13 protein-coding genes are annotated in these 22,010 nt (G+C 66.2%); 8 read left to right on the top strand and 5 right to left on the bottom strand.

Features of this window, described 5'->3' with window-relative positions; translation table 11 throughout:
• The first annotated feature begins 114 nt into the window (after positions 1-114).
• The gene (locus tag AC1DMA_RS21580; RefSeq protein ID WP_478145456.1) at positions 115-1,581 is read left to right on the top strand and encodes an aminotransferase-like domain-containing protein; all 1,467 of its coding nucleotides are present in this window, start codon (positions 115-117) and stop codon (positions 1,579-1,581) included.
• A 34-nt stretch (positions 1,582-1,615) separates the two neighbouring features.
• Here the strand turns inward: AC1DMA_RS21580 and AC1DMA_RS21575 are convergent, their stop codons facing one another.
• The 5 genes from AC1DMA_RS21575 to AC1DMA_RS21555 form a co-directional block, all read right to left on the bottom strand.
• Positions 1,616-2,542: an ROK family protein gene (locus AC1DMA_RS21575; RefSeq protein WP_478126048.1), complete on the bottom strand. Its 927-nt coding sequence runs from the start codon at positions 2,540-2,542 to the stop codon at positions 1,616-1,618.
• A gap of 4 nt (positions 2,543-2,546) precedes the next feature.
• Positions 2,547-2,741: a DUF2905 domain-containing protein gene (locus AC1DMA_RS21570; RefSeq protein ID WP_478126047.1), complete on the bottom strand. Its 195-nt coding sequence runs from the start codon at positions 2,739-2,741 to the stop codon at positions 2,547-2,549.
• Between the two features lie 9 nt (positions 2,742-2,750).
• A complete protein-coding gene (hisN, locus tag AC1DMA_RS21565) occupies positions 2,751-3,533 on the bottom strand; it encodes a histidinol-phosphatase (protein ID WP_478145455.1) in 783 nt (260 codons plus the stop codon).
• Between the two features lie 60 nt (positions 3,534-3,593).
• Entirely contained in the window at positions 3,594-4,493 is a 900-nt protein-coding gene (locus tag AC1DMA_RS21560; RefSeq protein ID WP_478145454.1) for a TauD/TfdA dioxygenase family protein, read from the bottom strand.
• A 96-nt stretch (positions 4,494-4,589) separates the two neighbouring features.
• Positions 4,590-5,606: a class I SAM-dependent methyltransferase gene (locus tag AC1DMA_RS21555; protein ID WP_478145576.1), complete on the bottom strand. Its 1,017-nt coding sequence runs from the start codon at positions 5,604-5,606 to the stop codon at positions 4,590-4,592.
• A 98-nt stretch (positions 5,607-5,704) separates the two neighbouring features.
• Between AC1DMA_RS21555 and AC1DMA_RS21550 the strand changes: the two genes are divergently transcribed.
• From AC1DMA_RS21550 to AC1DMA_RS21520, 7 genes are all read left to right on the top strand, one after another.
• Positions 5,705-6,502: an SDR family oxidoreductase gene (locus AC1DMA_RS21550; RefSeq protein ID WP_478126044.1), complete on the top strand. Its 798-nt coding sequence runs from the start codon at positions 5,705-5,707 to the stop codon at positions 6,500-6,502.
• A complete protein-coding gene (locus AC1DMA_RS21545) occupies positions 6,499-6,888 on the top strand; it encodes a dihydroneopterin aldolase (protein WP_478126043.1) in 390 nt (129 codons plus the stop codon). Before AC1DMA_RS21550 ends, AC1DMA_RS21545 begins: the two co-directional genes overlap by 4 nt.
• 133 nt (positions 6,889-7,021) lie before the next feature.
• Positions 7,022-7,936 (top strand): tRNA 2-thiocytidine(32) synthetase TtcA, encoded by a 915-nt coding sequence (ttcA, locus tag AC1DMA_RS21540; RefSeq protein ID WP_478145453.1) that lies wholly within the window; start codon positions 7,022-7,024, stop codon positions 7,934-7,936.
• A 15-nt stretch (positions 7,937-7,951) separates the two neighbouring features.
• Positions 7,952-8,614: a DUF4136 domain-containing protein gene (locus tag AC1DMA_RS21535; protein ID WP_478145452.1), complete on the top strand. Its 663-nt coding sequence runs from the start codon at positions 7,952-7,954 to the stop codon at positions 8,612-8,614.
• 13 nt (positions 8,615-8,627) lie between these two features.
• Entirely contained in the window at positions 8,628-9,269 is a 642-nt protein-coding gene (locus AC1DMA_RS21530) for a histidine phosphatase family protein (protein ID WP_478145451.1), read from the top strand.
• A 342-nt stretch (positions 9,270-9,611) separates the two neighbouring features.
• On the top strand, positions 9,612-16,988 hold the full coding sequence (locus tag AC1DMA_RS21525; RefSeq protein ID WP_478145450.1) for an amino acid adenylation domain-containing protein: 7,377 nt from the start codon (positions 9,612-9,614) through the stop codon (positions 16,986-16,988).
• Entirely contained in the window at positions 16,985-22,000 is a 5,016-nt protein-coding gene (locus AC1DMA_RS21520; protein ID WP_478145449.1) for an amino acid adenylation domain-containing protein, read from the top strand. Before AC1DMA_RS21525 ends, AC1DMA_RS21520 begins: the two co-directional genes overlap by 4 nt.
• Positions 22,001-22,010 lie beyond the last annotated feature (10 nt).

Genomic DNA, 22,010 nt, shown 5'->3' with positions numbered 1-22,010 from the left:
ACAGCACCGTGACTTCCGAGGCGGAACAGAGGGGCCGGCGACCCATCTGTTATGGTCGATTTCCCCGGAATCTGCATCTGTTTTCCGGTCCCGGCCCACGCGAGGATCGAAGCCATGGAATCGCCACCGCTCTACCGCAAGCTCGCCTCCCACTACGTGGAAGCCATTCGCGCAGGCTCTCTGGAGCCGGGCGACAAGCTGCCGTCGCTGCGCAGCCTGATGCGGCTGCACGACATCAGTCTTTCCACGGCACTCCAGCTCTGCCGGGCCATGGAAAGCGAAGGCTGGGTCGAGGCGCGCGATCGCTCCGGCTACTTCGTCCGGCGTCCGCGCCGGCTCGCCATCGCTGCGATGGAGGAGCCGGCCGCGAACGACCCGCCCAACCCGGCGCAGTACGTCGGTATCCATGCGAAGGTCTCCGACTTCGTCACCCGCAGGCGGCAGGGCGAAGTGCGGATCGACTTTTCGACGGCACGCGGTGCGCCCGAGCTCTATCCCGCGCAAGCGCTTCGCACGACGATGATGCGGCTGCTTCGCCAGCGTCCGGCCCTGCTCACCACCGCCGCACCTTCACGCAGCCGCACACCGTTGCGCGAGGTGGCAGCCCGGCGCGGATTGCGCGTGGGCATGACCCTGGCGCCCGACGACGTGATGGTCACCAACGGCTGCATCGAAGCGTTGAATCTCGCGCTGCGCGCGGTGGCCCAGCCCGGCGACACCATCGCGGTCGAGTCGCCGACCTTCTATGGCTTGCTGCAAGTGCTCGAAAGCCTCGGCATGCGCGCGGTCGAGATTCCAACGAGTCCGCAGACCGGCATCTCCATCGAGGCCCTGGAAATGGCGCTCGACACCTACGGCAACATCAAGGCGGTGGTGGTCGTGCCCCATCTGCAGAATCCGTTAGGCAGCGTCATGCCCGACCTGCACAAGCAACGCCTGGTCGCGCTTTGCGAACAACGTGCAGTCGCGCTCATCGAGGACGACTCCTACAGCGAACTGCTCGACGCGGACGTTCCGCCGCGCGCCATCAAGTCATGGGACCGCAGCGGCAACGTCATCCATTGCGCATCGCTGCACAAGATCCTGGCGCCGGGCATGCGGCTGGGCTGGATCTCGGCGGGCCGCTGGCACGGCCGTGTGGAGATGCTCAAGTACACGCAGACGCGCAGCAACGAGGAACTGTCGCAATGGGCGGCGGGCGAGTACATGAGCACTGGCGCCTACGACCGGCACCTGCGGCGGCTGCGCGACAGGCTCAAGGTCCAGCGCGAGCAGGCAGCGGACGCGATCGCTACGCATTTCCCGTCCGGTACCCGGCTCAACTACCCGCCCGGCGGTCTTCAGCTCTGGGTGGAACTGCCCGGCCGCCTTTCGTCCATGGAGGTGTTCGATGCCGCATTGCGCGAACGCATCCTGGTGGCGCCCGGGACGCTGTTCTCGAACTCGTCCCGCTTCGATCATTACCTGCGCATCAACTGCGGATGGCCCTTCGATGAGACCATCGCTGCAGGACTGCGCCGGCTGGGCGAGATCGCTGGCGAGTGTGTCGAGCAGAGCGCAAAGCCGCGGATGGCGGCGTGACTTGGCCAGGAGCCCCTATGCCGCGCTGAATGCCTCAAGCAACCAGCGCCAGCGCGCCATAGTCGCCCACGATTTCGCCCAGCCCCGCCGGTATCAGCACCGCGCCTCGCGTCAAGGCGACGAGCTTGCCGTCGATCTCCGCCTGCAATCGCGGCAACAGGAAATCCCGGTTGCTCCAGAACACACCGCCGCCCAGGCTGATGCGTTCGAGGTCCAAGGTGGCGATCAGGTTGTAGAGCATGCGCCCCATGACGCGACACAAGCCGTCCGCCGTGGCAATCGCCTGTGCGTCGCCGCTCATGGCGGCCGCGAACAGCTCAGGCGCGGACTGGCCGAAACGCCGTGCGATTGCGTTGCCAGCGCTCAGTCCCTCCACGTCGCCGACGTTGCCGCAGCCGCACAGTGCATTGGTGTCGTCACTGACGACAAAGCTGTGGCCCGCATGACCCGCATTGCCGTTCTTGCCGCGAAGCACGGTTCCGTCGACGCAAAGCCCGACGCCGATGCCGGTGCTCCACGTGACGTAGGCGCAATGATCGAACCCCTGCAGTGCGCCCCAGCGTCGCTCGGCCTCGAGTGCCGCGACAGCATCGTTCTCGACACGGACGCGCGCAAAGCGCCGGCGCAGCGGAGCCTCCAGCAGCGCGGTCATCCAGTCGTTCGGCAGTCCGCGCGCAGGGCCGGCGATGCCGCCGCAGATATTGGGCGACGCCAACTCGACCAGGCCGTCTTTCAACTCGAAGGGGCCTGCCGACGAAACGCCGACACGCTCGATGGAAGCGGGATCGATCCCTTGCTCGGCGCATGCTTCTTCGATCAGCCGGATGATCTGCAGGGCGACGGCATCGTTGTTGCCAGTCTTGGCAGTGGGCTCGCTGCGGCGGCCGATTAGCGGCGGGGCGCCCGCCGCCGAAAGGCTCACCGCCATCTTGGTTCCGCCGATGTCGACGCAGGCTTTCATCGATTCAAATCCATCGTGCGATCAACGCCGCAATCATGCTGAGAACGACCGTGCTGGCGATCGGCAACTGCCATTCGCGTCCAAAGGCACGGAACTCGAAATCGCCGGGCAGCCGTCCGAAGCCGAAGCGGCGCAGCCATTCAGTCAGCCCGCTCATCAGAACGAGCGCGAGAACGACGACGATCAGCCAGCGAATCATCGGCTGAGTTTAGGCCGCAAGCAGGGCCAATGCCTGTCGGTGAAGTTCCGGGGTTGCTGCGGCGATCACGCGCCCGTCGGATTGCAGGCCGAGCGGCCGCCCTTCCCAGTCAGTCACCATGCCGCCGGCCGCCTGGATGAGTCCGGTTGGGCCCAGATAGTCATAGGGCTGCAGGCCGGTTTCGACCACCAGGTCGACCGTGCCGCCCGCGAGCTGCGCGTAGCCATAGCAGTCGCCGCCGAAACGCCGCATCGCGCACTGGCGGCTCAGCTTGTCGAAGGCTTGCCAGTCCGCTGCATTGAAGATGTCGGGCGACGTGGTGACGATGCGAGCCTCCGCTACGGACTTGCAATCCCGCGCGCGCACCGCTCGTCCATTGCGGTTGGCACCAACGCCTGCCTGGCCCACCCAGCGCTCGCCAAGCACCGGCATGTCGACCATTCCCAGCTCGACCTGCCCGCCGCGCACCAGCGCGATCAACGTGCCCCAGAGCGGCGACCCGGTAATGAAGCTGCGTGTGCCGTCGATCGGGTCCAGCACCCAGACGCGATCCGCTTCCAGCCGCTCGCGGCCGTGCTCTTCGCCGAGGATGCCATCGGCCGGCCGTTCGGCGCCGAGGATGTCGCGCATCGCCGTCTCGGCCGCGCGGTCGGCCTGTGTGACCGGGCTTTCATCGGCTTTCGCGATGATGTCGAGCGGTGTGCGAAAAAGGCGCAGCGAATGCGCCGCCGCGGCGTCCGCCAGCGCATGGGCGACGCGCAAATCGTCCGCCGTAGAAAAATTGGAGCTCATGAGGGCCGATTAGAACCGAGCCGATCCCGCACCTGAACCGAGCCAGAACCTAAGACAGCGTCAGAAAGGCTGATCACCCTCGATCGTCGTCCGGTAGAGCTTGCGCCGCAACGCGTCGGGCGTTCCGGCAGCCAGATGCATCAGCGAGCGGTTGTCCCAGAACACGAGATCGTGCGGCGCCCACTGATGGCGGTAGACGAATTCGGGCTTCACGCTGTGCGCGAACAACTCCGCCAGCAACGCATCGCTCTCTGCTTGCGGAATGCCGACGATGCGCGTCGTGAAGTGCTCGCTGACAAAGAGCGCCTTCCGGCCGGTTTCCGGATGCGTACGAACCACGGGCTGCACGGCAGGGGCGACCTGATCGATCTGCGCCTGCGACAGCTTTGGCCGCCACGGATTTTTCGCGCGCAGTTCTTCGTACTTGGCGAGGTAGCTGTGCTCCGCCTTCAAGGGCAGGAGCCGCTTCTGCAGCGCCGGGTCGAGCGCTTCCCACGCCAGGTGCTGATCGGCGAAGAGAGTGTCGCCACCCTCGCTCGGTAATTCCTGCGCGTGCAGCAGCGACCCGAGGCTCGGGCGCGGTTTGTAGGAGATGTCGGAATGCCAATAGGCCCCTGCGTCGCCCAGTCCGATGGGCTCGCCGTTTTCCTTGATGTTCGAGACGATCAGGATTTCGGGGTGCCCTTGCAGATGGAACTGGTGCAGCACGTGGATTTCCAGCGGCCCGAAGCGACGGCTGAAAGCCACGTGCTCCGCAGGCGTGATCGGCTGATCGCGGAAGACGAGGACGTGGTGATCGAGGTGCGCGCGGTGAATGCGCGCGAAGTCCTCATCGTTGATCGGCTTGGAAATATCGAGGCCGACGATTTCGGCGCCCACGGGCGCATCGAAACGCCGCACTTCGAAGGGCTGTGGCGGCGCATTTCTGGCGTCGGCTTCAGGGGAGGCAACTGCGGTCATTCAGACAGGTCCAATCGTGGCATCCAGACAATGTAGGCCGCCCGCGGCGGATTTCCAACCAACAGTTGGTTTCTAGCTTATGGACTACAGGGTGGGTTACAGGGTGTGCGTGCGATCCCCTTCGGCAAAGCCCAGCGCATCCCAGTGCGGCCCGGCCGTGAAGCCGATCACCTTGAACAATTCGCCCATTTCGTGCTCATGGATCAGTCGCGCCGCCATGCTGCGCTCGGCCAGCGTGGCCTGCTCCATCATGGGAAGGATGCGGGCGTTCAACAGGAACCTCGCCTGGCTGCAATAACCCAGCACCTCGAAGCCCGCCTCCTGCCCCGCAAGCGCGACAGAAGTGAAGTTGACGTGCGCGGTGATGTCCTTGGCGCCGACGTCGGCCAGCGGATTGCCATCGGCCTGATGACCGAGATGGCACATCACTGTGCCCATGTGCCGTTGCGGGTGGTAGTACTCCGGCTCCGGAAAGCCGTAGTCGAAGAAGAAGGCTGCACCCTGCTTCAGGCGGTCCGCGAGCGTGGCGATGAAGGCTTCGGCTTGCGGATGGATCTCGGTGAGATAGTCGTGATCGCCTTCGATCTCCACCGGAGGCCGCAGGTCGGTCGGGCGATCTTGCCAGGCGAAGCCTTCGCCTTCGCGCACCACGCCACGCTCGAACCAATCGCCGCCGATTCGCACAAGCAATTGCACCGGCATCGCGTCGAGCACTTCGTTGCCCACCACTACGCCGCGCATGGTCTCGGGCAGTTCGGAAAGCCATTCGACCTTGTCGCCATATGCGGCCAGGATCTCCTGCTGGCGCTCGCGCAGCGTTCCCGAAAGGTCGACGATGCGATAGCGCGCCACGCGATCGCCCAGCGCGCCGAGCAACTGGAGCGCCAAGGCGCCCGAGCCGGCGCCGAATTCCCACACTTCATCGGTGGCGGTCCGGGTGAGCGCTTCGGCCACTTGCACGGCCACCGTGCGGCCGAAGAGTGGCGTGAGTTCGGGCGCCGTCACGAAGTCGCTGCCTGAAGTCGGCATCTGCCCGAACTTGCGACTCGCGTTGGCGTAGTAGCCCCATCCGGGCGCATACAAAGCCAGTGCCATGAAGCGGTCGAATGGCATCCAGCCGCCGTCGCGCTGCAGCGCGGCATCGATAATCCGGGTCAAAGGGGTGGCGCGACCGGCGCCCTGCTCCAGGTTCATACGGGAAATTTATCAGGATGGCTCAATCGTCCCCGCGCCAGGGCGTGCTCGTGACCGGCGGCGGCCAGCGGCTGGGTGCCGCGGTCTGCGAAGCTTTCGCGCGCGCGGGCTGGCGCGTGTGGTGCCAATACCGAGCTTCACGCGAAGAGGCACTGGCATTGTGCGCGAGGCTGCGCGCCGAAGGCCACGACGCGACAGCCATCGAAGCCGACATCGGCAACGAGGAAAGCCGCCGCGGGCTGATCGGCCAGGTCTCGGCCGATGTGCCGCTGGCTTGCATCGTCAACAACGCGTCGGCCTTCGAACCCGACACCGGGCTCGACTTCGATGCCGATGCCGCGATGCGCCAGATCGGCGTGAACCTGATCGCGCCGCTTTCGTTTGCGCGTCTTCTCGCGCAGAACGCGACGCCGGGTGACGGCATCGACCGTTCGACCATTCACGTGCTGGACCAGAAGGTCTACAACCTGAATCCCGATTACTTTTCTTACACAGTGTCGAAGCTGGCGCTTGAACGCGCCGTGGCGCTGCAGGCCCAGTCGCTGGCGCCAACGGTGCGTATCTGCGGCGTCGCGCCGGGCATTCTCTTCATGAGCGGGGCGCAGACGGGGGACAACTTCGAGAAGGCTTCGCGCGCCAATCTGATGCGCCGGCCCATCGACCCTGCCGACGTCGCGCGAACCTGCGTCTTCCTTGCCGGCACCCCCAGCGTGACCGGCACCACACTTTGCGTCGACAACGGCCAGCACCTGGTGCCGCTCCCGCGCGACATCATGTTTGTCGTCGACGATCTTCTGAAAGCACCTGCTCCATGACTCACGTCGCCATCGATCCCCTGTTGCTCACCTGCAGACGCGTCTTCCTGCGCAACTACGAGGTGTGGATCAACATCGGCGTGCACGAATTCGAGAAACGCGCCGAGCAGCGCGTGATCATCAATGTCGACCTGTACGTGCCGCTCGATGTCTCGACGCCCAAAGAGGATGAGCTCGATGAAGTCGTCGACTACGACTTCATCCGCCGTACCGTCGCCACGCGCCTGAGCAAGGGGCATATCCACTTGCAGGAAACGCTGTGCGACGACATCCTGACGCAAGTGCTGCTGCATCCGAAGGTGCATGCGGCGCGCGTGTCGACGGCAAAACCCGATGTGTACCCCGATTGCGATGCAGTCGGAGTAGAAGTTTTCAGGAGCAAGTAGTGCTCGCCCCCAGGCTGTGCGCACTTCGTGTCGCTTCGCCAACCCCCTACCGGGGGCAACACCGGCGGCCCGGCTAAGCCGGTTCCACGGTGTTTCGCGGATGAGCCTGGGCCACTGTATTGAAGGAATCCAAATGAGCGTTGTATGGGATGAACAGCAAGAGGCGGTGACCACGCCGAATACCCTGAAGATCGAGCGCGAGACGCACAAGCTCGAAAAGCGCCTTTGCCGCGAAGTGGGGCGCGCCATCGTCGACTACAACATGATCGAAGAAGGGGACAAGGTCATGGTGTGCGTGTCGGGAGGCAAGGACAGCTATGGCCTGCTCGACCTTCTTCTCAAGCTGAAAGCGCGGGCGCCGATTCACTTCGACATCGTCGCGGTCAATCTCGACCAGAAGCAGCCCGGGTTTCCAGAGGATGTGCTGCCCGGCTATCTGACTGCGCTGGGTGTGCCTTTTCACATCGAAGAGCAGGACACCTATTCGATCGTCAAGCGCGTGATTCCTGAAGGCAAGACGACCTGCGGACTTTGCAGCAGGCTGCGGCGCGGCATTCTCTACCGCGTGGCCGACGAGCTTGGCGCCACCAAGGTGGCTCTGGGCCATCACCGTGACGATATGCTGCAGACCTTCTTTCTCAACATGTTCTTTGCGGCAAAGCTCAAGTCGATGCCCCCCAAGCTGGTGAGCGACGACGGCAAGCACATCGTGATCCGGCCCCTGGCCTACGTGGCCGAAAAGGATCTGGTTCGCTGGGCGCAGCACCGCGCGTTCCCGATCATTCCGTGCACGCTGTGCGGCAGCCAGGAGAACCTGCAGCGCAAGCAGGTCGGCGAAATGCTGCGCGAATGGGAGCGCAAGTTTCCGGGGCGCGTCGAGAACATGTTCAGCGCTCTCCAGAACATCGTGCCCTCGCATCTGCTCGATGGAACGTCGTTCGACTTCAAAGGTCTCAAGGCGACCGGCGTGCCCGACGACGACGGAGACAAGGCCTTCGACGCTCCCGAATTTCCAGTCGAGTCGCCGCTGCGCATCGTCCAAATCTGAAGGCCGGAGGCGTGCATGAGATTCCTACCCGCCACTCTCGTGCTCATCTCAAGTCTTTCGGGCTGCGCCACCCACTGGGTGGTCGACAGCGACGTCCGCAGCTTTTCCGAGATCGGCTCCGTGCCCGCCGATGCAACCTACAGATTCGAGCGGCTCCCGTCACAGCAATACGACTTGCGCGCGCAGTTGCAACTGGAGGCGATGGCGACACCGGCGCTGGAAAGCGTGGGCTTGCGCCGCGACGATTCGGCGCCCCGCTACACCGCAGAGATCGGCGCTCGCGTCACGTCCGAGCTGTCCCCCTGGGTCGATCCCTGGTTTGGCGGGCCGGGCTGGGGACCGGGGCCATGGTGGGGTCCGGGCCCTCGCTACGGCGGCTGGGGCTACGGGTATGGCGGTGGGTGGTATGGGCCGATGTTCCCGGCCGCTTCGAACCCCTGGTACACGCGCGAGGTCAGCATCGTGCTCCGCGAACTCCCATCGAACCGGGTCGTCTATGAAACACACGCCCGAAACGACGGCCCGTACAACATCAGCGCCGATGTACTGCCCGTGATGTTCCAGGCGGCGCTGCAGGGCTTTCCGAATCCACCGCCGGGCGATCGGCGGGTGAATCTGGAGATTCCGACGGCCAGGAACCAAGTCCCGCCGACCCCCCGGGTTCAGGGGTCCCCCTAAAATCTTCCCGGATATGGAGCCCACCAGAGTCATCGCCGTTCGCCACGGCGAAACCGCCTGGAATGTCGACTGCCGCATCCAGGGACAGCTCGATATCCCGCTGAACGACACCGGTCTTTGGCAGGCGCGGCGTGTGGCGATGGCGCTCGAGGACGAGCCCATTGCCGCGATATATGCCAGCGATCTGGCACGCGCATGGCAAACGGCGGAGGAAATCGCGCTGGCGCACGGCGTCGAGGTCACACCTGACCGCGGGCTGCGGGAAAGGGCTTTCGGCCTTTTTGAAGGACAAACCTATGCGGACATCGACGCCAAGCTGCCCGTTCAGGCTCGGCTGTGGCGTACGCGTGACCCCGAATTCACGCCCGAAGGCGGAGAGTCACTGCTTACTTTTCGCGAACGGGTCACCAGCACGGCATCGCGCATCGCTGCGAGACACCCGGGCCAACTGATAGCCATCGTGGCCCATGGGGGCGTCATGGACGTCCTCTATCGTGACGCGACCCGGCAGGACCTGCAGGCGCCGCGCACCTGGGAGCTGGGCAATGCCGCGATCAACCGCCTCCTCTGGACGCCGCAGGGCTTCACGCTCGTGGGTTGGGCCGATGCCGCCCATCTTCTTGGCGACGGGACGCTGGACGAAGCGACCGTCTGAGCGCGTTTTTTTGCGACGTAAACTGACGATTAATGTCAGCTATTTGTATTCATTTTGTATAAATGAGTGCAAAATCGTATCTGCGTTGAAGCATTCCTCCGGCAGCAAAACGCAACCAAGTGCTTCGAACGTTGCAGAGCATCCAAACGACATAGGCTGAGCCATACGGCCTTTCGTACGGTGGCGCAGGCGCGTTGCAGAGGGCAATATGGAGTCCCGGCCGAAAATTAGCGCTTTGTGATTACCTTTGGCTTTGATACATCTTTCGCCGAAAAGACGTAACGGTTGAAACAAGCAAGACCCCGAAGGGCAACGGACATTTCATACGCGGAGTCGCAGTCCATGGAACAACAGCCTCTTTCCCCCACATCGCCCGAGGCGGTGTCGCTCTCGCTGATCGACCTGTTCGTCCGCCCCTCCGGCAACGCGCCCCAGACTCGTCAAAGCAGCAACTCCGTGCTGCCTGCGATCCTCACCGCGCAACTGGCCGAGCGGCTCCAGGCATCCCGATTTCTCCCGGACACGCTTTTTGCGGCAGCCTGGTGCCTCCTGCAGTCACGCTGGCTGGGAAACCCGGCAGTGGAGCTTCGCGAAGCCGTGGTCGACGCATCGTCGCCTGCCCGCGTCGTCGCTGCCGTGATCCATTGCGACGGCGATGCGACCGTGGGCCAATGGCTTTCGGATGCCGATCAGGCTCGTCGCAGCGCGGCCACGGTTCCGGCGACCGACGCGCCGCCCTTTGCCCTGTGGCTTCGCGACGGAGCGCCCGATGTCGGCAGTGACGGTCCGATGCTTCAACTGGGGACGGCTTTCCCGCCTGGGCAAAGAGCCATGCTCCATATGACGATCGCTGCCGCGGTCCTCGAGAGCGCAGTCGCCGAAAGCCTGCTGGCCGCGCTCACGGACACCGCATGGGATCTGCTGGAGCGGCCGACGGCCACCCTGCGCGAAATCCGCACGCTGCCGGCATCCGACCGGCAGCGGCAATTGGAAGTGTGGAACACCCCGGCTTCCGACTACGACCCGGCGCTCACCGTCCACGCCGCGTTCGAACGCCAGGTCGCGGCGCAAGGCGACGCCATCGCCTTGGTTGGCGAGGACGGGCCCGTGACCTATCGCGCGCTGTCCGATCGGGCTGGACGCATGGCGCGCAGGCTGCAGGCGCGCGGCGTTCGCGCCGGAGATACCGTAGGCGTGATGCTCGACCGTTCGAGCGCAGCGGTGGTCGTTCTGCTCGGCATCCTGAAGGCCGGCGCGGTCTATGTTCCCGTGCAGCCGGACTTTCCGGCCGAACGCATCGCCTTCATGCTGTCGCATTCCGATGTCGGGTTGGTTGTGACCCAGTCCGCGCACCGTCAACTCGTCCCCACTGGCCGGGCGCTACTGTCGATCGATGAGCCTGCCGACGACGCCTCGCTGCCGCCGCTCGCGCCCGCGCCGGCAAGCGGCGAATCGGTGGCTTATGTGATGTACACATCGGGCTCGACCGGCACGCCCAAGGGCGTCGAGATCTGCCACCGATCGATTCTTCGTCTCGTGGTCGGTGCCCGCTATGTCGAACTCCCGCCCGGCGAAGCCATGCTGCACGCGGCGCCGCTTGGTTTCGATGCATCCACGCTCGAGATCTGGGGCCCGCTACTGAACGGCGGCATCTGCGTAGTCCACGACGAACAGGTGCCGACCGGCGCCGGACTGGCGCGCACCATCGCACGGCATTCGGTCAGGACCGCCTGGCTCACGGCTGCGCTCTTCAATGCGGTGGTCGACGACGATCCCGCACAGCTGGCCGGCCTGCGTCAACTGCTCACCGGCGGCGAGGCTCTGTCGGTTCCGCATGTGCGGCGCGCAATGGCCGCCCTGCCCGGCCTCATGCTGATCAACGGCTACGGTCCGACGGAATGCACGACCTTCGCGGCCACGCACCACATTCCGCGCGACCTGCCGGCCGACGCGCGCTCGGTGCCGATCGGACGGCCCATCAACGACACGACCCTCCGCGTCCTGGGCCCGACGATGGCGATGCTGCCCGCCGGCCTCGTCGGCGAGCTCTGCATCGGCGGACGCGGCCTGGCGCGCGGCTACCTGCGGCGCCCCGACCTGACGGCAGAGCGCTTCGTCCCCGATCCGTTCGGCGGGGCTGACGACCGGCTCTATCGCACCGGGGACCAGGCACGCTGGCTGCCCGACGGCACCATCGAGTACATCGGCCGCATCGACGGGCAGGTCAAGATCCGGGGCCATCGGATCGAGACTGGCGAAATCGAGGTGGCGCTGCTCACGCACCCGGGCGTCAAGTCCTGCGCAGTCATCGCGCGCGCAGATGCGGCCGGCCGGCTTCGCTTGGTAGCCTACCTGGTAGCCCGTGGTGCCGAGGTGCCGTGGACGACCCTGCGCCAACACCTCGCCGAGCGCCTGCCCGAAGCGATGCTGCCCGCGGCGCAGGTCTGGCTCGAACAACTGCCGGTCACGACCAACGGCAAGCTCGATCGCCGCGCGCTTCCTGAGCCGCCGAGGCAACGACCCGAACTCGCGCAAACCTTCGAGGAGCCCCGTGACGATGTCGAGCGCAAGGTATGCGCAGCGTTCGCACGCGCCCTCGGCATCGACCAGGTGGGTCGCAACGACAACTTCTTCGATCTCGGTGGCGATTCGCTGCTGGTGCTGAAAGTGCTGAAGGATCTGCAGCGCGGCAGCGATCGTCGCCTGTCGACCAACCTGTTCTTCCGCCAGCCCACGCCCGCGGCCCTGGCCATCGGCATGCAGGACAGCGCGCCCGCCACGCCGCAACGCGAGGCTGACAGGCCCGCGCCGCAAGCGATGCAGGGCATGGAGCCGGTGGCACTCATCGCCATGGCCGGCCGCTTCCCGGGCGCCGCGGACGTCGAGCAGTTCTGGGACAACCTCATGGCGGGTCGCGAATCGATCACCTTCTTCGACGACGCGACGCTGGACGCCGGCGTCAGCGCCGCCTTGCGGGCCGACCCCTCCTACGTGCGCGCACGCGGCGTGATCGACGACATCGAGCAGTTCGACGCAGCCTTCTTCGGCATCAACCCGAAGGAGGCGGAGCTGATGGACCCGCAGCACCGCGTGTTTCTCGAGATCTGCTGGGAATGCCTCGAACGCGGCGGCTATGTGCCCGACCAGGCGCCCGGCCCGGTGGGCGTGTTCGGCGGCATGTCCAACGCGACTTACTTCCAGCGCCACGTGTCCGCGCACCCGGACCTGATCGACATGGTGGGCGAATTCCAGGTGATGCTCGGCAACGAGAAGGACTACATCACCACCCGCGTGGCGAACCGTCTCAGCCTGACCGGCCCGGCCGTCAGCGTGCACACCGCCTGCTCGACTTCGCTGGTGGCGGTGGCGCAGGCCTTCCATGCGCTGCGCACCGGCCAGTGCCGCATGGCGCTCGCGGGCGGCGCGTCGATCACCTGCCCGCCGCGCAGCGGCTATCTCTACAACGAAGGCTCGATGCTGTCGCCCGACGGCCATACGCGCAGCTTCGACGCGAAGGCGAAGGGCACGGTCTTCAGCGACGGCGCAACGGTCGTGCTGCTCAAGCGGCTGTCCGACGCGATCGCCGATGGCGACACCATCTATGCCGTGCTGCGCGGCGCGGCGGTCAACAACGACGGCGGCGCCAAGGCCAGCTTCACCGCGCCAAGTGTCGACGGGCAGGCCGCGGTCATAGAGGCCGCGCTGGCATGCGCGGGCGTCGAGGCCCGCAGCGTTTCCTATGTCGAAACGCATGGCACCGCCACTCCGATGGGCGACCCGATCGAGGTCGAAGGCCTCACCCACGCCTATGCGGCGCACACCGCGGACACCGGCTTCTGCACCATCGGTTCGCTGAAGAGCAACGTCGGCCACATGGTCACAGCCGCCGGGGCGGCCGGCCTCATCAAGGCCGCACTCGCGATGCATGCCGAAGCGATTCCCGCAAGCCTGCACTACGAGTCGCCGAACCCGGCCATTGATTTCGACGCCTCGCCCTTCCGGGTGAACAACCAGTTGCGCGCCTGGCCGCGCGAGGCCACGCCCCGCCGCGCGGGCGTCAGCAGCTTCGGCGTCGGTGGCACGAACGCGCACGTGATCATCGAGGAGGCGCCGCTGAGAGCGCCCTCCGATCCCGCAACCGGCCCGCAACTGCTGACCCTTTCCGCCCGCTCACCAGCGGCGCTCGCCGCCGCGGCAGCGCGACTGGCCGATCACCTCGACACGCATCGCGATGTCGCGCTGGCCGATGTGGCGCACACCCTGCGCGTCGGCCGCAAGCAGTTCGCGCATCGCGCCTGCGTGGTCGCCGAAACTTTCGATGAGGCGGTCACGGCATTGCGTACCGGCGACTCTGCGGCTCGCGCTGGCGGCTCGGTCAATGCCTGGGTGCCGCAACCAGCATTCATGTTCCCGGGCCAAGGCGCGCAGTACGCGGGCATGGGCCGCGCACTCTATGCTGGCGATGCTGTCTTCCGCGCCGCCTTCGACGAGTGCCTGCGAGCCTTCGATGGCGTCCTGGGCTTCGATCTTCGCGAACGCATGTTCTCGGACGATGCGACGGCACTCACCCCGACATCGGTCACCCAACCTGCCACTTTCACGCTCGAATACGCGTTGGCGCGCCAACTCATGGCACTGGGGGTGACGCCGGGCGCCATGATCGGCCACAGCGTGGGCGAATTCGCCGCCGCCGTGCTGGCCGGCGTGATGCGCCTCGACGACGCCGCGCGGCTCGTGGCACAGCGCGGCGCGCTGATGCAGGCGCTGCCCGCCGGCACGATGCTGTCGGTGCGCCTCGCGGCCGCCGAGCTGCTGCCGCTGTTGCCCGAAGGCATCTCGCTGGCCGCCGACAACGGCCCGGCCGTCTGCGTGGCCGCAGGTCCGAGCGATGCGATCGAGAACCTGCGCGTGGCGCTGGAGGGCAAGGGCATCGTCGCGAAGACGCTCCAGACCTCGCACGCCTTCCACTCCGCCATGATGGAAGCGGCCGTCGCGCCCTTCGAAGCGCTGGTGCGCGAGACACCGCTGTCGGCGCCGAAATTGCCGATCTATTCGACGCTCACCGGCCGCCTGTTGACGGACGAGGAAGCCACGGACCCGCACTACTGGGCGCGGCACCTGCGTGAAACCGTGCGCTTTTCGCCCGCGGTTCGCGAAGTGCTCGGCCAGCTCGCTCATCCGCTCTTCATCGAGATCGGCCCCCGCAATACCCTGGCCACGCTGGTGCGCCAGCACGCAACCAAGGCCGTACTCGCACCCGCCGCGTCGCTGCTGCCGGACCCGGCGCAGGGCGAGTGCGCCGCATGGCGACTCGCCGCCGGCCGCCTCTGGTCGCAAGGCGTCGAGATCGATCTCGGCGCCCTCGATCCGCGCGCACGCAAGCATCGTGTGCGGCTGCCCACCTATCCCTTCGAGCGCAGGCGTTTCTGGGTCGAGATGGCGACGGCGCCTGCCGACGTTCCGGCCGCTGCCGCTGCGCCCGGGTTCGACGTTTCCGCTTTTTCCGACCATTCCGCCCTTTCCGTCCCACTTTCCACATCGATCCCGGAGTTGACAATGACTGTCGCTGCTGTCGCCTCTTCCGCGCCCCCTGCGCGCCGTGCATCCCTCGTCACGCGCCTGCGCGAATTGTTCGAGAACCTCTCGGGCGTCGATATGACGGACGTCGAGGGCGCAGCACCCTTCGTCGAGATCGGACTCGACTCCCTCACGCTCACGCAGGCCGCGTTGCAGGTCAAGAAGACCTTCAAGGTCAACCTCACCTTCAGGCAGCTGATGGAAAGCTATCGCAGCTTCGATGCGCTGGCGGAGTTCCTGGACGCGACGTTGCCCCCCGAGCCGGCAAAGGTCGCGGTCGCGGCGCCGGTGCCGGCAACCGCTGCGATTGCCGCGCCCCAACCGGTGGCACCGGTGGCCATGCCCGCCACGGCGGCGATCCAGCCGATGGCCGGTCTCGGCGCCGGCAACGGCTCCCTGATGCAGCAAGTCATCGCGCAACAGATGCTATTGATGCAACAGCAACTCGCATTGCTGTCGGCGGCGCCGACGGTTCCGGTCAGCCCCGTGCTGCCGGCACCGGCGACGGAGCAACCCACGCCCATGGCCACCGCCGCGGCCACGGCGTCCACTTCCCCCACGCCGGCTGCTGCCGAGGAGCCCGCCGCGCCTCTGCAGAAGTACGACGTCAAGAAAGCCTTCGGCGCCATCGCGCGCATCCACACGCAGAGCAAGGAACCGACCGAGCGGCAGAAGGCCCGCCTGGCGGCTTTCATGCGGCGTTATGTGGAGCGCACGCGCGGCAGCAAGGCCTTCACCGATCGCAACCGTTCGCACATGGCCGACCCGCGCGTGGTCAACGGCTTTCGCCCCGCGACCAAGGAGATCACCTACCAGATCGTCGTCGAGCGCTCCAAGGGCTCGCGGCTCTGGGACATCGACGGCAACGAGTACGTGGACACGCTGAACGGCTTCGGCATGAACCTGTTCGGATGGACACCGGACTTCATCAACGACGCGGTGCGCAAGCAGCTTGACCTGGGCTACGAGATCGGCCCGCAGCATCCGCTCGCGGCCGACGTGACCAGGCTCCTGTGCGACCTGACCGGCTTCGACCGCGCGGGTCTGTGCAACACGGGCTCGGAGGCCGTGATGGCCGCGCTGCGCATCGCGCGCACGGTCACCGGCCGCAGCACCGTGGTGCTGTTCACCGGTTCCTACCATGGCACGTTCGACGAAGTGCTGGTGCGCGCGGGGCGCAATGCCAAGGGCATGTCGGCGGCGCCCGGCGTGCTGCAGGGCATGTTCGGAGATGTCAGGGTGCTGGACTACGGCACGCCGGAAGCGCTGGAGTTCATCCGCGCCAATGCCGATGACCTGGCCGCCGTGCTGGTCGAACCGGTGCAAAGCCGCCGGCCCGACTTCCAGCCGCGCGAATTCCTGCGCGAGGTGCGGGCCATCACCGAGAAGTCCGAAACCTGCCTGATCTTCGACGAAGTCATCACCGGCTTCCGTTGCGACCTGGGCGGTGCGCAGGCGGTGTTCGGCATCCGCGCCGACCTCGCCTGCTACGGCAAGGTGCTCGGCGGCGGCTTCCCGGTCGGCGTGATCGCCGGCAAGCGCACCTACATGGACGCGCTCGACGGCGGCCCGTGGCAGTACGGGGACGATTCGGTGCCCACCGTGGGCGTGACCTACTTCGCCGGCACCTTCGTGCGGCACCCGCTGGCGCTCGCCGCGTCCAAGGCCGCCCTCGAACACCTGAAGCAGGACAACAACAAGCTGCAGACCCAGTTGAACCTGCACACCGCGGCCATGGCCGACGAGTTGTCGGCTTTCTGCCGCGAGGTCGGCGCGCCGCTCGAGATCCGCTACTTCTCGTCGCTATGGCGCGTGAGCTGGCTCGAAGACCATCCCCTGCAGGATCTGTTGTTCGCGATGATGCGCAGCCGCGGCGTGCACATCCTCGACAACTTCCCCTGCTTCATGACGACCGCGCATTCGCAACAGGACATCGCGACCATCAAGTCCGCCTTCAAGGAATCGGTGGCCGAGATGCAGGAGGCCGAACTGCTGCCGCGACGCGCGGTGGTCCAGGCGGCATTCGATCCGTCGCATCCACCAGTTCCGAACGCGCGCCTGGGCCGTGACAAGGACGGCCAGCCCGCGTGGTTCGTGCCCGACCCCAACGCACAAGGCAAATTCACGAAGTTCCAAGCATGACCGAAGCTGTCCTGACCCCACCCTCTGCCCCGGCCGCGGAGGACTTCGACCCCTTCGCGTCAGGGATGATCGAGCGCATTGTTCCAACGACCGAAGCACAGCGAGAGGTCTGGCTGGGCGACCAGCTGAGTCCCGACGCATCGTTGGCCTACAACGAGGCGCTCCGGATGCAGCTCAAGGGCGAACTGGACGCTCAGGCGCTGTCCGCAGCGCTCGACCGGCTGGTTGCCCGACACGAGTCTCTGCGCTCCACCATCTCACCCGATGGCACGCAGCTTCTGATTGGCGAAGCCAAGCCGGTCGACCTGTCCGAACACGACCTGTGCGGGCTCGACCCCGCTGCGCAGAAGCACCGGTTGGAGGATGAGGGCCTCGCCGCCGTACTGCAGCCCTTCGAACTGGAGAAGGGACCGCTCTTCAGGGCCTCGCTCTTCCAACTGTCTGCCGTCGAGCACGTGCTGATCATGACGGCCCACCATGCCGTCTGCGATGGCTGGTCCTGGGGCGTCATCAGCCAGGATCTCGGGCTGCTCTATGCGGAGCAGATCGGCGCCGGTCCGTCGCTCGAAGCACCGGCGCGGTATTCGGATTACGCCGCATGGGAAGCGCAGGAAGCCGCCAGCCCGGAGATGCAGGGCCATGTCGACTATTGGCTGTCGCGCTTCACGGGCGGCAGCCTGCCGGTGCTCGAACTGCCGCTGGACCATCCACGACCCGCGGTACGCACCTTCAATTCCCGCCGTGTCGACCATGTGTTGCACCAGGACCTGATCGACTCGCTGCGCAAAGTCGGCGCCGCGTCGGGCGCCAGCCTGTTCGCGACGATGTTCAGCGCCTTCGCCGCCACCCTGCACCGGCTCACGGCGCAAGACGATCTGGTGATCGGCATCGCCGCAGCCGGCCAGATGCCGAGCGACATGCCGACGCTGGTCGGCCATTGCGTCAACACGCTGCCGATCCGCGTCGCCATCGAGCCGCAGATGTCCTTCGACGCGTTTGCACGCTCTTCGGGCGCGACGCTGCTGGATGCTTTCGAGCATCAGACACTGACCTACGGCGCCCTGCTGCGAAAGCTGCCGGTGCCTCGCGATCCGAGCCGCCTTCCGCTGGTGAATGTGCTGTTCAACCTGGACAGCGGAGCGCTGGTCACGGGCAACTTCCCGGAGATCGAATCGGAGCAGACTTCGATCGCTCGCCGATACGAGAACTTCGAGCTTTTCGTCAACGTGGCACCGATCCGGCAGGGCATGCAGATCGAGGCGCAGTACAACGCCGATCTGTATGACGACGCCACGATCAGACGTTGGCTCGGCATGTACGAATGCCTTCTTCGCGCGGCTGCGTCAGATCCGTTGCAGCCGATCGGGCGTCTCAACGTGGCGTCCGATGCGGAGACGCAGGCGCTCGTCGCGCTTCAGCCGCAGGAAACGCCTTTGGCGGGCGCGCAGTTGATGCACGCGGCCTTGGTCGAACGCGCCGCAACGAGCCCCGAACGCACCGCCCTGCGCGACGGAGAGCGCCGCTGGAGCTACCGAGAACTCGACGAACAATCGAATCGCCTTGCGCACGCCCTGCGCGAACGCGGCATGGGACGAGGCGAGCGCGTCGGCCTGTGCCTGGATCGCAACGCCGACATGATGGTCGCGCTGCTGGCCGTGCTGAAGACCGGCGCTGCTTATGTACCGCTGGACCCGGCCTTTCCGCAAGCGCGCCTCGACTACTACGCCGAAGACGCCAAGCTGGGTCTGCTGCTCACGGCCTCGACCGTCCCCGCCGCACCAGCGAACTGGCGCCCCGACGCTGCAACGCGCATCTTCTCGATCGACAGGGACACCGCGTGGCGCGACAAGGCGGCGACTGCGCTGGTTCCCTCGCCGCAGGACGCGCAGCCGGCGGACGCGGCCTACGTCATCTACACCTCCGGGTCCACAGGCAAGCCCAAGGGCGTTTGCGTGCCCCATGGCGCAGTCGCGAACTTCCTGCAGAGCATGCGCGAAGCACCCGGCATCACAGCCGACGATCGCCTCGCGGCGGTGACCACCTTGTCGTTCGACATTGCCGTGCTCGAGCTGATGTTGCCGCTGACCGTCGGCGCCGAAGTGATCCTGGTCTCGCGCGACACGACGATGGACGGAAACGCGCTGCGCACGCTCATCGAGGAAAGCGGCGCGACCATGATGCAGGCGACGCCGGGTGGCTGGCGTCTGCTGCTCGATGCGCAATGGCCCGGCTCATCGCGATTCAAGGCGCTGGTCGGCGGCGAAGGCCTGCCCTCGGACCTTGCGCAATTGCTGCTGCAGCGCTGCGGCGAGGTCTGGAACATGTATGGACCGACGGAAACGACGATCTGGTCGACGCTCTGGCGCGTCGAGCCGGCTCGCGTCGCGCAGCGCGGCGTTTCGATCGGCAAGCCAATTGCCAACACGACCGTGTGGATCCTCGACGCGCAGGGGCAGCGCTGCCCCATCGGCGTACCTGGCGAAATCGTGATCGGCGGCATCGGCGTGACGCTCGGCTATCTCGACAGGCCCGAACTCACGGCCGACCGCTTCATTCCCGATCCGTGGGGCGCGGCAGGCTCGCGTCTCTATCGCACGGGCGACCGCGGCCGCTGGGGCAACGACGGCTTGCTTGAACACATGGGCCGTTTCGACTTCCAGGTCAAGGTGCGCGGCTATCGCATCGAACTCGGGGAAATCGAAGCCGCATGCAACGAAGTTCCAGGCATCGGCAACAGCGTCGTCATCACGCGCGAGGACCAGCCAGGCGATGTGCGTCTGGTGGCTTATGTGAGCCCATCGCCGAACGCGAAGATCGACTTGGCGGAACTCGATCGCCGCCTGCGCGAACGCCTGCCGCAGTACATGCTGCCGCAGCACGTGGTGACGCTGGACGCCATCCCCTTCCTGCCCAACGGCAAGGTCGACCGCAAGGCGCTGCCCAAGCCCAGCGCCACGCGAGATCAGGCGGCCGAGCGGGTCGCACCGCGCAATGAGCGCGAGCGGATCGTGCTCGAGCACATGGAACGCGTGCTCAATCTGCCGGGCCTCGGGATCCGTGACGACTTCTTCGCGCTCGGCGGCCATTCGTTGCTCGCCGCGCGGCTCGCGACGCTGCTGAGCCGCGAGTTCGACGTCACTGTGCCGCTGCGCGTACTTTTCGAAGCGCCCACGGTGGAGCGGCTCGCCGCGTCGATCGACACCCTTGGCCAGAGCGGTGCTCCCCGCGGTGAAGCTATCCGGGTCGTGCCGGGCCGGCGCAGCGCCCCGCTCACGCCAATGCAGGAACGCATCCGCTTCCTCGAAGAGCTGCATCCAGGTCGCTCGACGTACAACGCCCCCTCCGCGCACCGGCTTGGCGGCGTCATGGACGTCGACAAATTCAAGGCTGCGCTCGGCATCATCATTGAGCGGCAACCTGCGCTGCGCACGTCCATGGGCGCTGATCCGGCCACGGGCGAGCCGCAGGCCGTGGTTGCCGACATGGTGGCTTACGAGCTACCGGTCGTCGATCTCGGCGCACTGCCTGACGACCAGCGCGAGACAGCCCTGAAAGAACGCATGCGCGAACTGGCGGATCGGCCGATCGACATCCACAAGGCGCCGCTCTTCAATGCGACGCTGTTCCGGATGGCTGCCGACGATCATGTGTTCGTTTTCGTGCCGCACCACCTGATCTGGGACGGCTGGTCCTTCGACATCCTGCAGCAGGAACTCTCGACCATCTATGGCGCGCTGGTTCGCGGCGAGCCGCACGGCCTGCCGCCTCTCGCGGCGACCCACGGCGACTATGCCGAGTGGTATGCGCGCTGGCTCCAATCTCCCGCCTGCCAGACGCAGTTGCACTACTGGAAGAACCGCTTCGCGAGCGCCCCCGCATCGAAGGCGCCGCGCACGGACATGCCGCGCCGGGCCGGCATGAGCGGCCGAGGCGGCTCGCACTGGATCACCGTCGACAAGGACCTCACCGAGCGCCTGCGCCAGGTGGGCCAGCGCCATGAGATGACGCTCAACATGCTGACCCTGGGCGTCTACATCCTGATGATGAGCAACGTCATCGGAACGCCGTCGATCGTCATTGCGACACCGGTTCGCGGGCGCGAGGCGCCGGAACTGGAGCCGGTTGTGGGCTTCTTCAACAATCTGCTGCCGATGCCCTTCCAGGTGGACGCGTCGCTGCGCTTCGGCGAATTCATGCACTACGTGAAGCAGGAACTGATCTCGGTGATGGACCACCAGCAGATTCCTTTCGAACGGCTGGTCAGCGAACCCGAGTTCGCCGAGCGTGCGCAAGGCGTGGGTCTGTACCAGGCGCTGTTCTCGTTCCAGGACGCGCGCGAGCGGGCGCCGGATCTCGGCGGCCTCTCGGACCGACAGGTTCATCTGGTCCAGCAAGGGGCGACGGACGACCTGGGCCTGTGGCTCATGGACAAGTCGAGCGTGCTGGAAGGCGCTGTTGTCTACAACGCCGACGTCTACAAGGATGAAACGGGCGCGGCCTTCAGGGAGCGCTACATCGAGTTGCTGCGCCGCGTCGTCGACGAGGCCGATCCGACGCTCGAAGCCATCCTCGCGCCCGCGGGATCGGCCAGCGCCGCATACCTCCAGCGCCTGTCCGCTTCAGAGCCGACCGCGCTCACTGCCAGCCCCGCGGCCGTGCCGACCGCCCCGCCGCGCGCCAACCAGCGCGAAGCGTTGCTGCAGCCCGAGCAGGCTCGCCTGGCGCAGATCTGGGCCAGCGCGCTGAGCATCGACGTCAACGACATCCATGCCGACGAGAATTTCTTCGACCTGGGCGGAGATTCGCTGCTCGCGATGCGGGTGCTCCAGCAAGCGGAGCAGGTCATGGGCTTCCGGGTCGAGCCCCGTCGCTACGTGTACGAGACGCTGGCGCAGCTCTCATCGGCTTCGGCAGGCGTCGCCATCGATGTACAAGCCGCGGAGCAGCCGGCCAGGGAGACGGCCAAACGCGGCGGTCTGCTGGGCCGCGTGTTCTCAGGCTGGAAGAAATGAAGGGGTTGAG

The sequence above is a fragment of the Variovorax sp. 05N34 genome (assembly GCF_056397405.1).
This window is presented reverse-complemented; position numbering and strand designations above follow the sequence as displayed.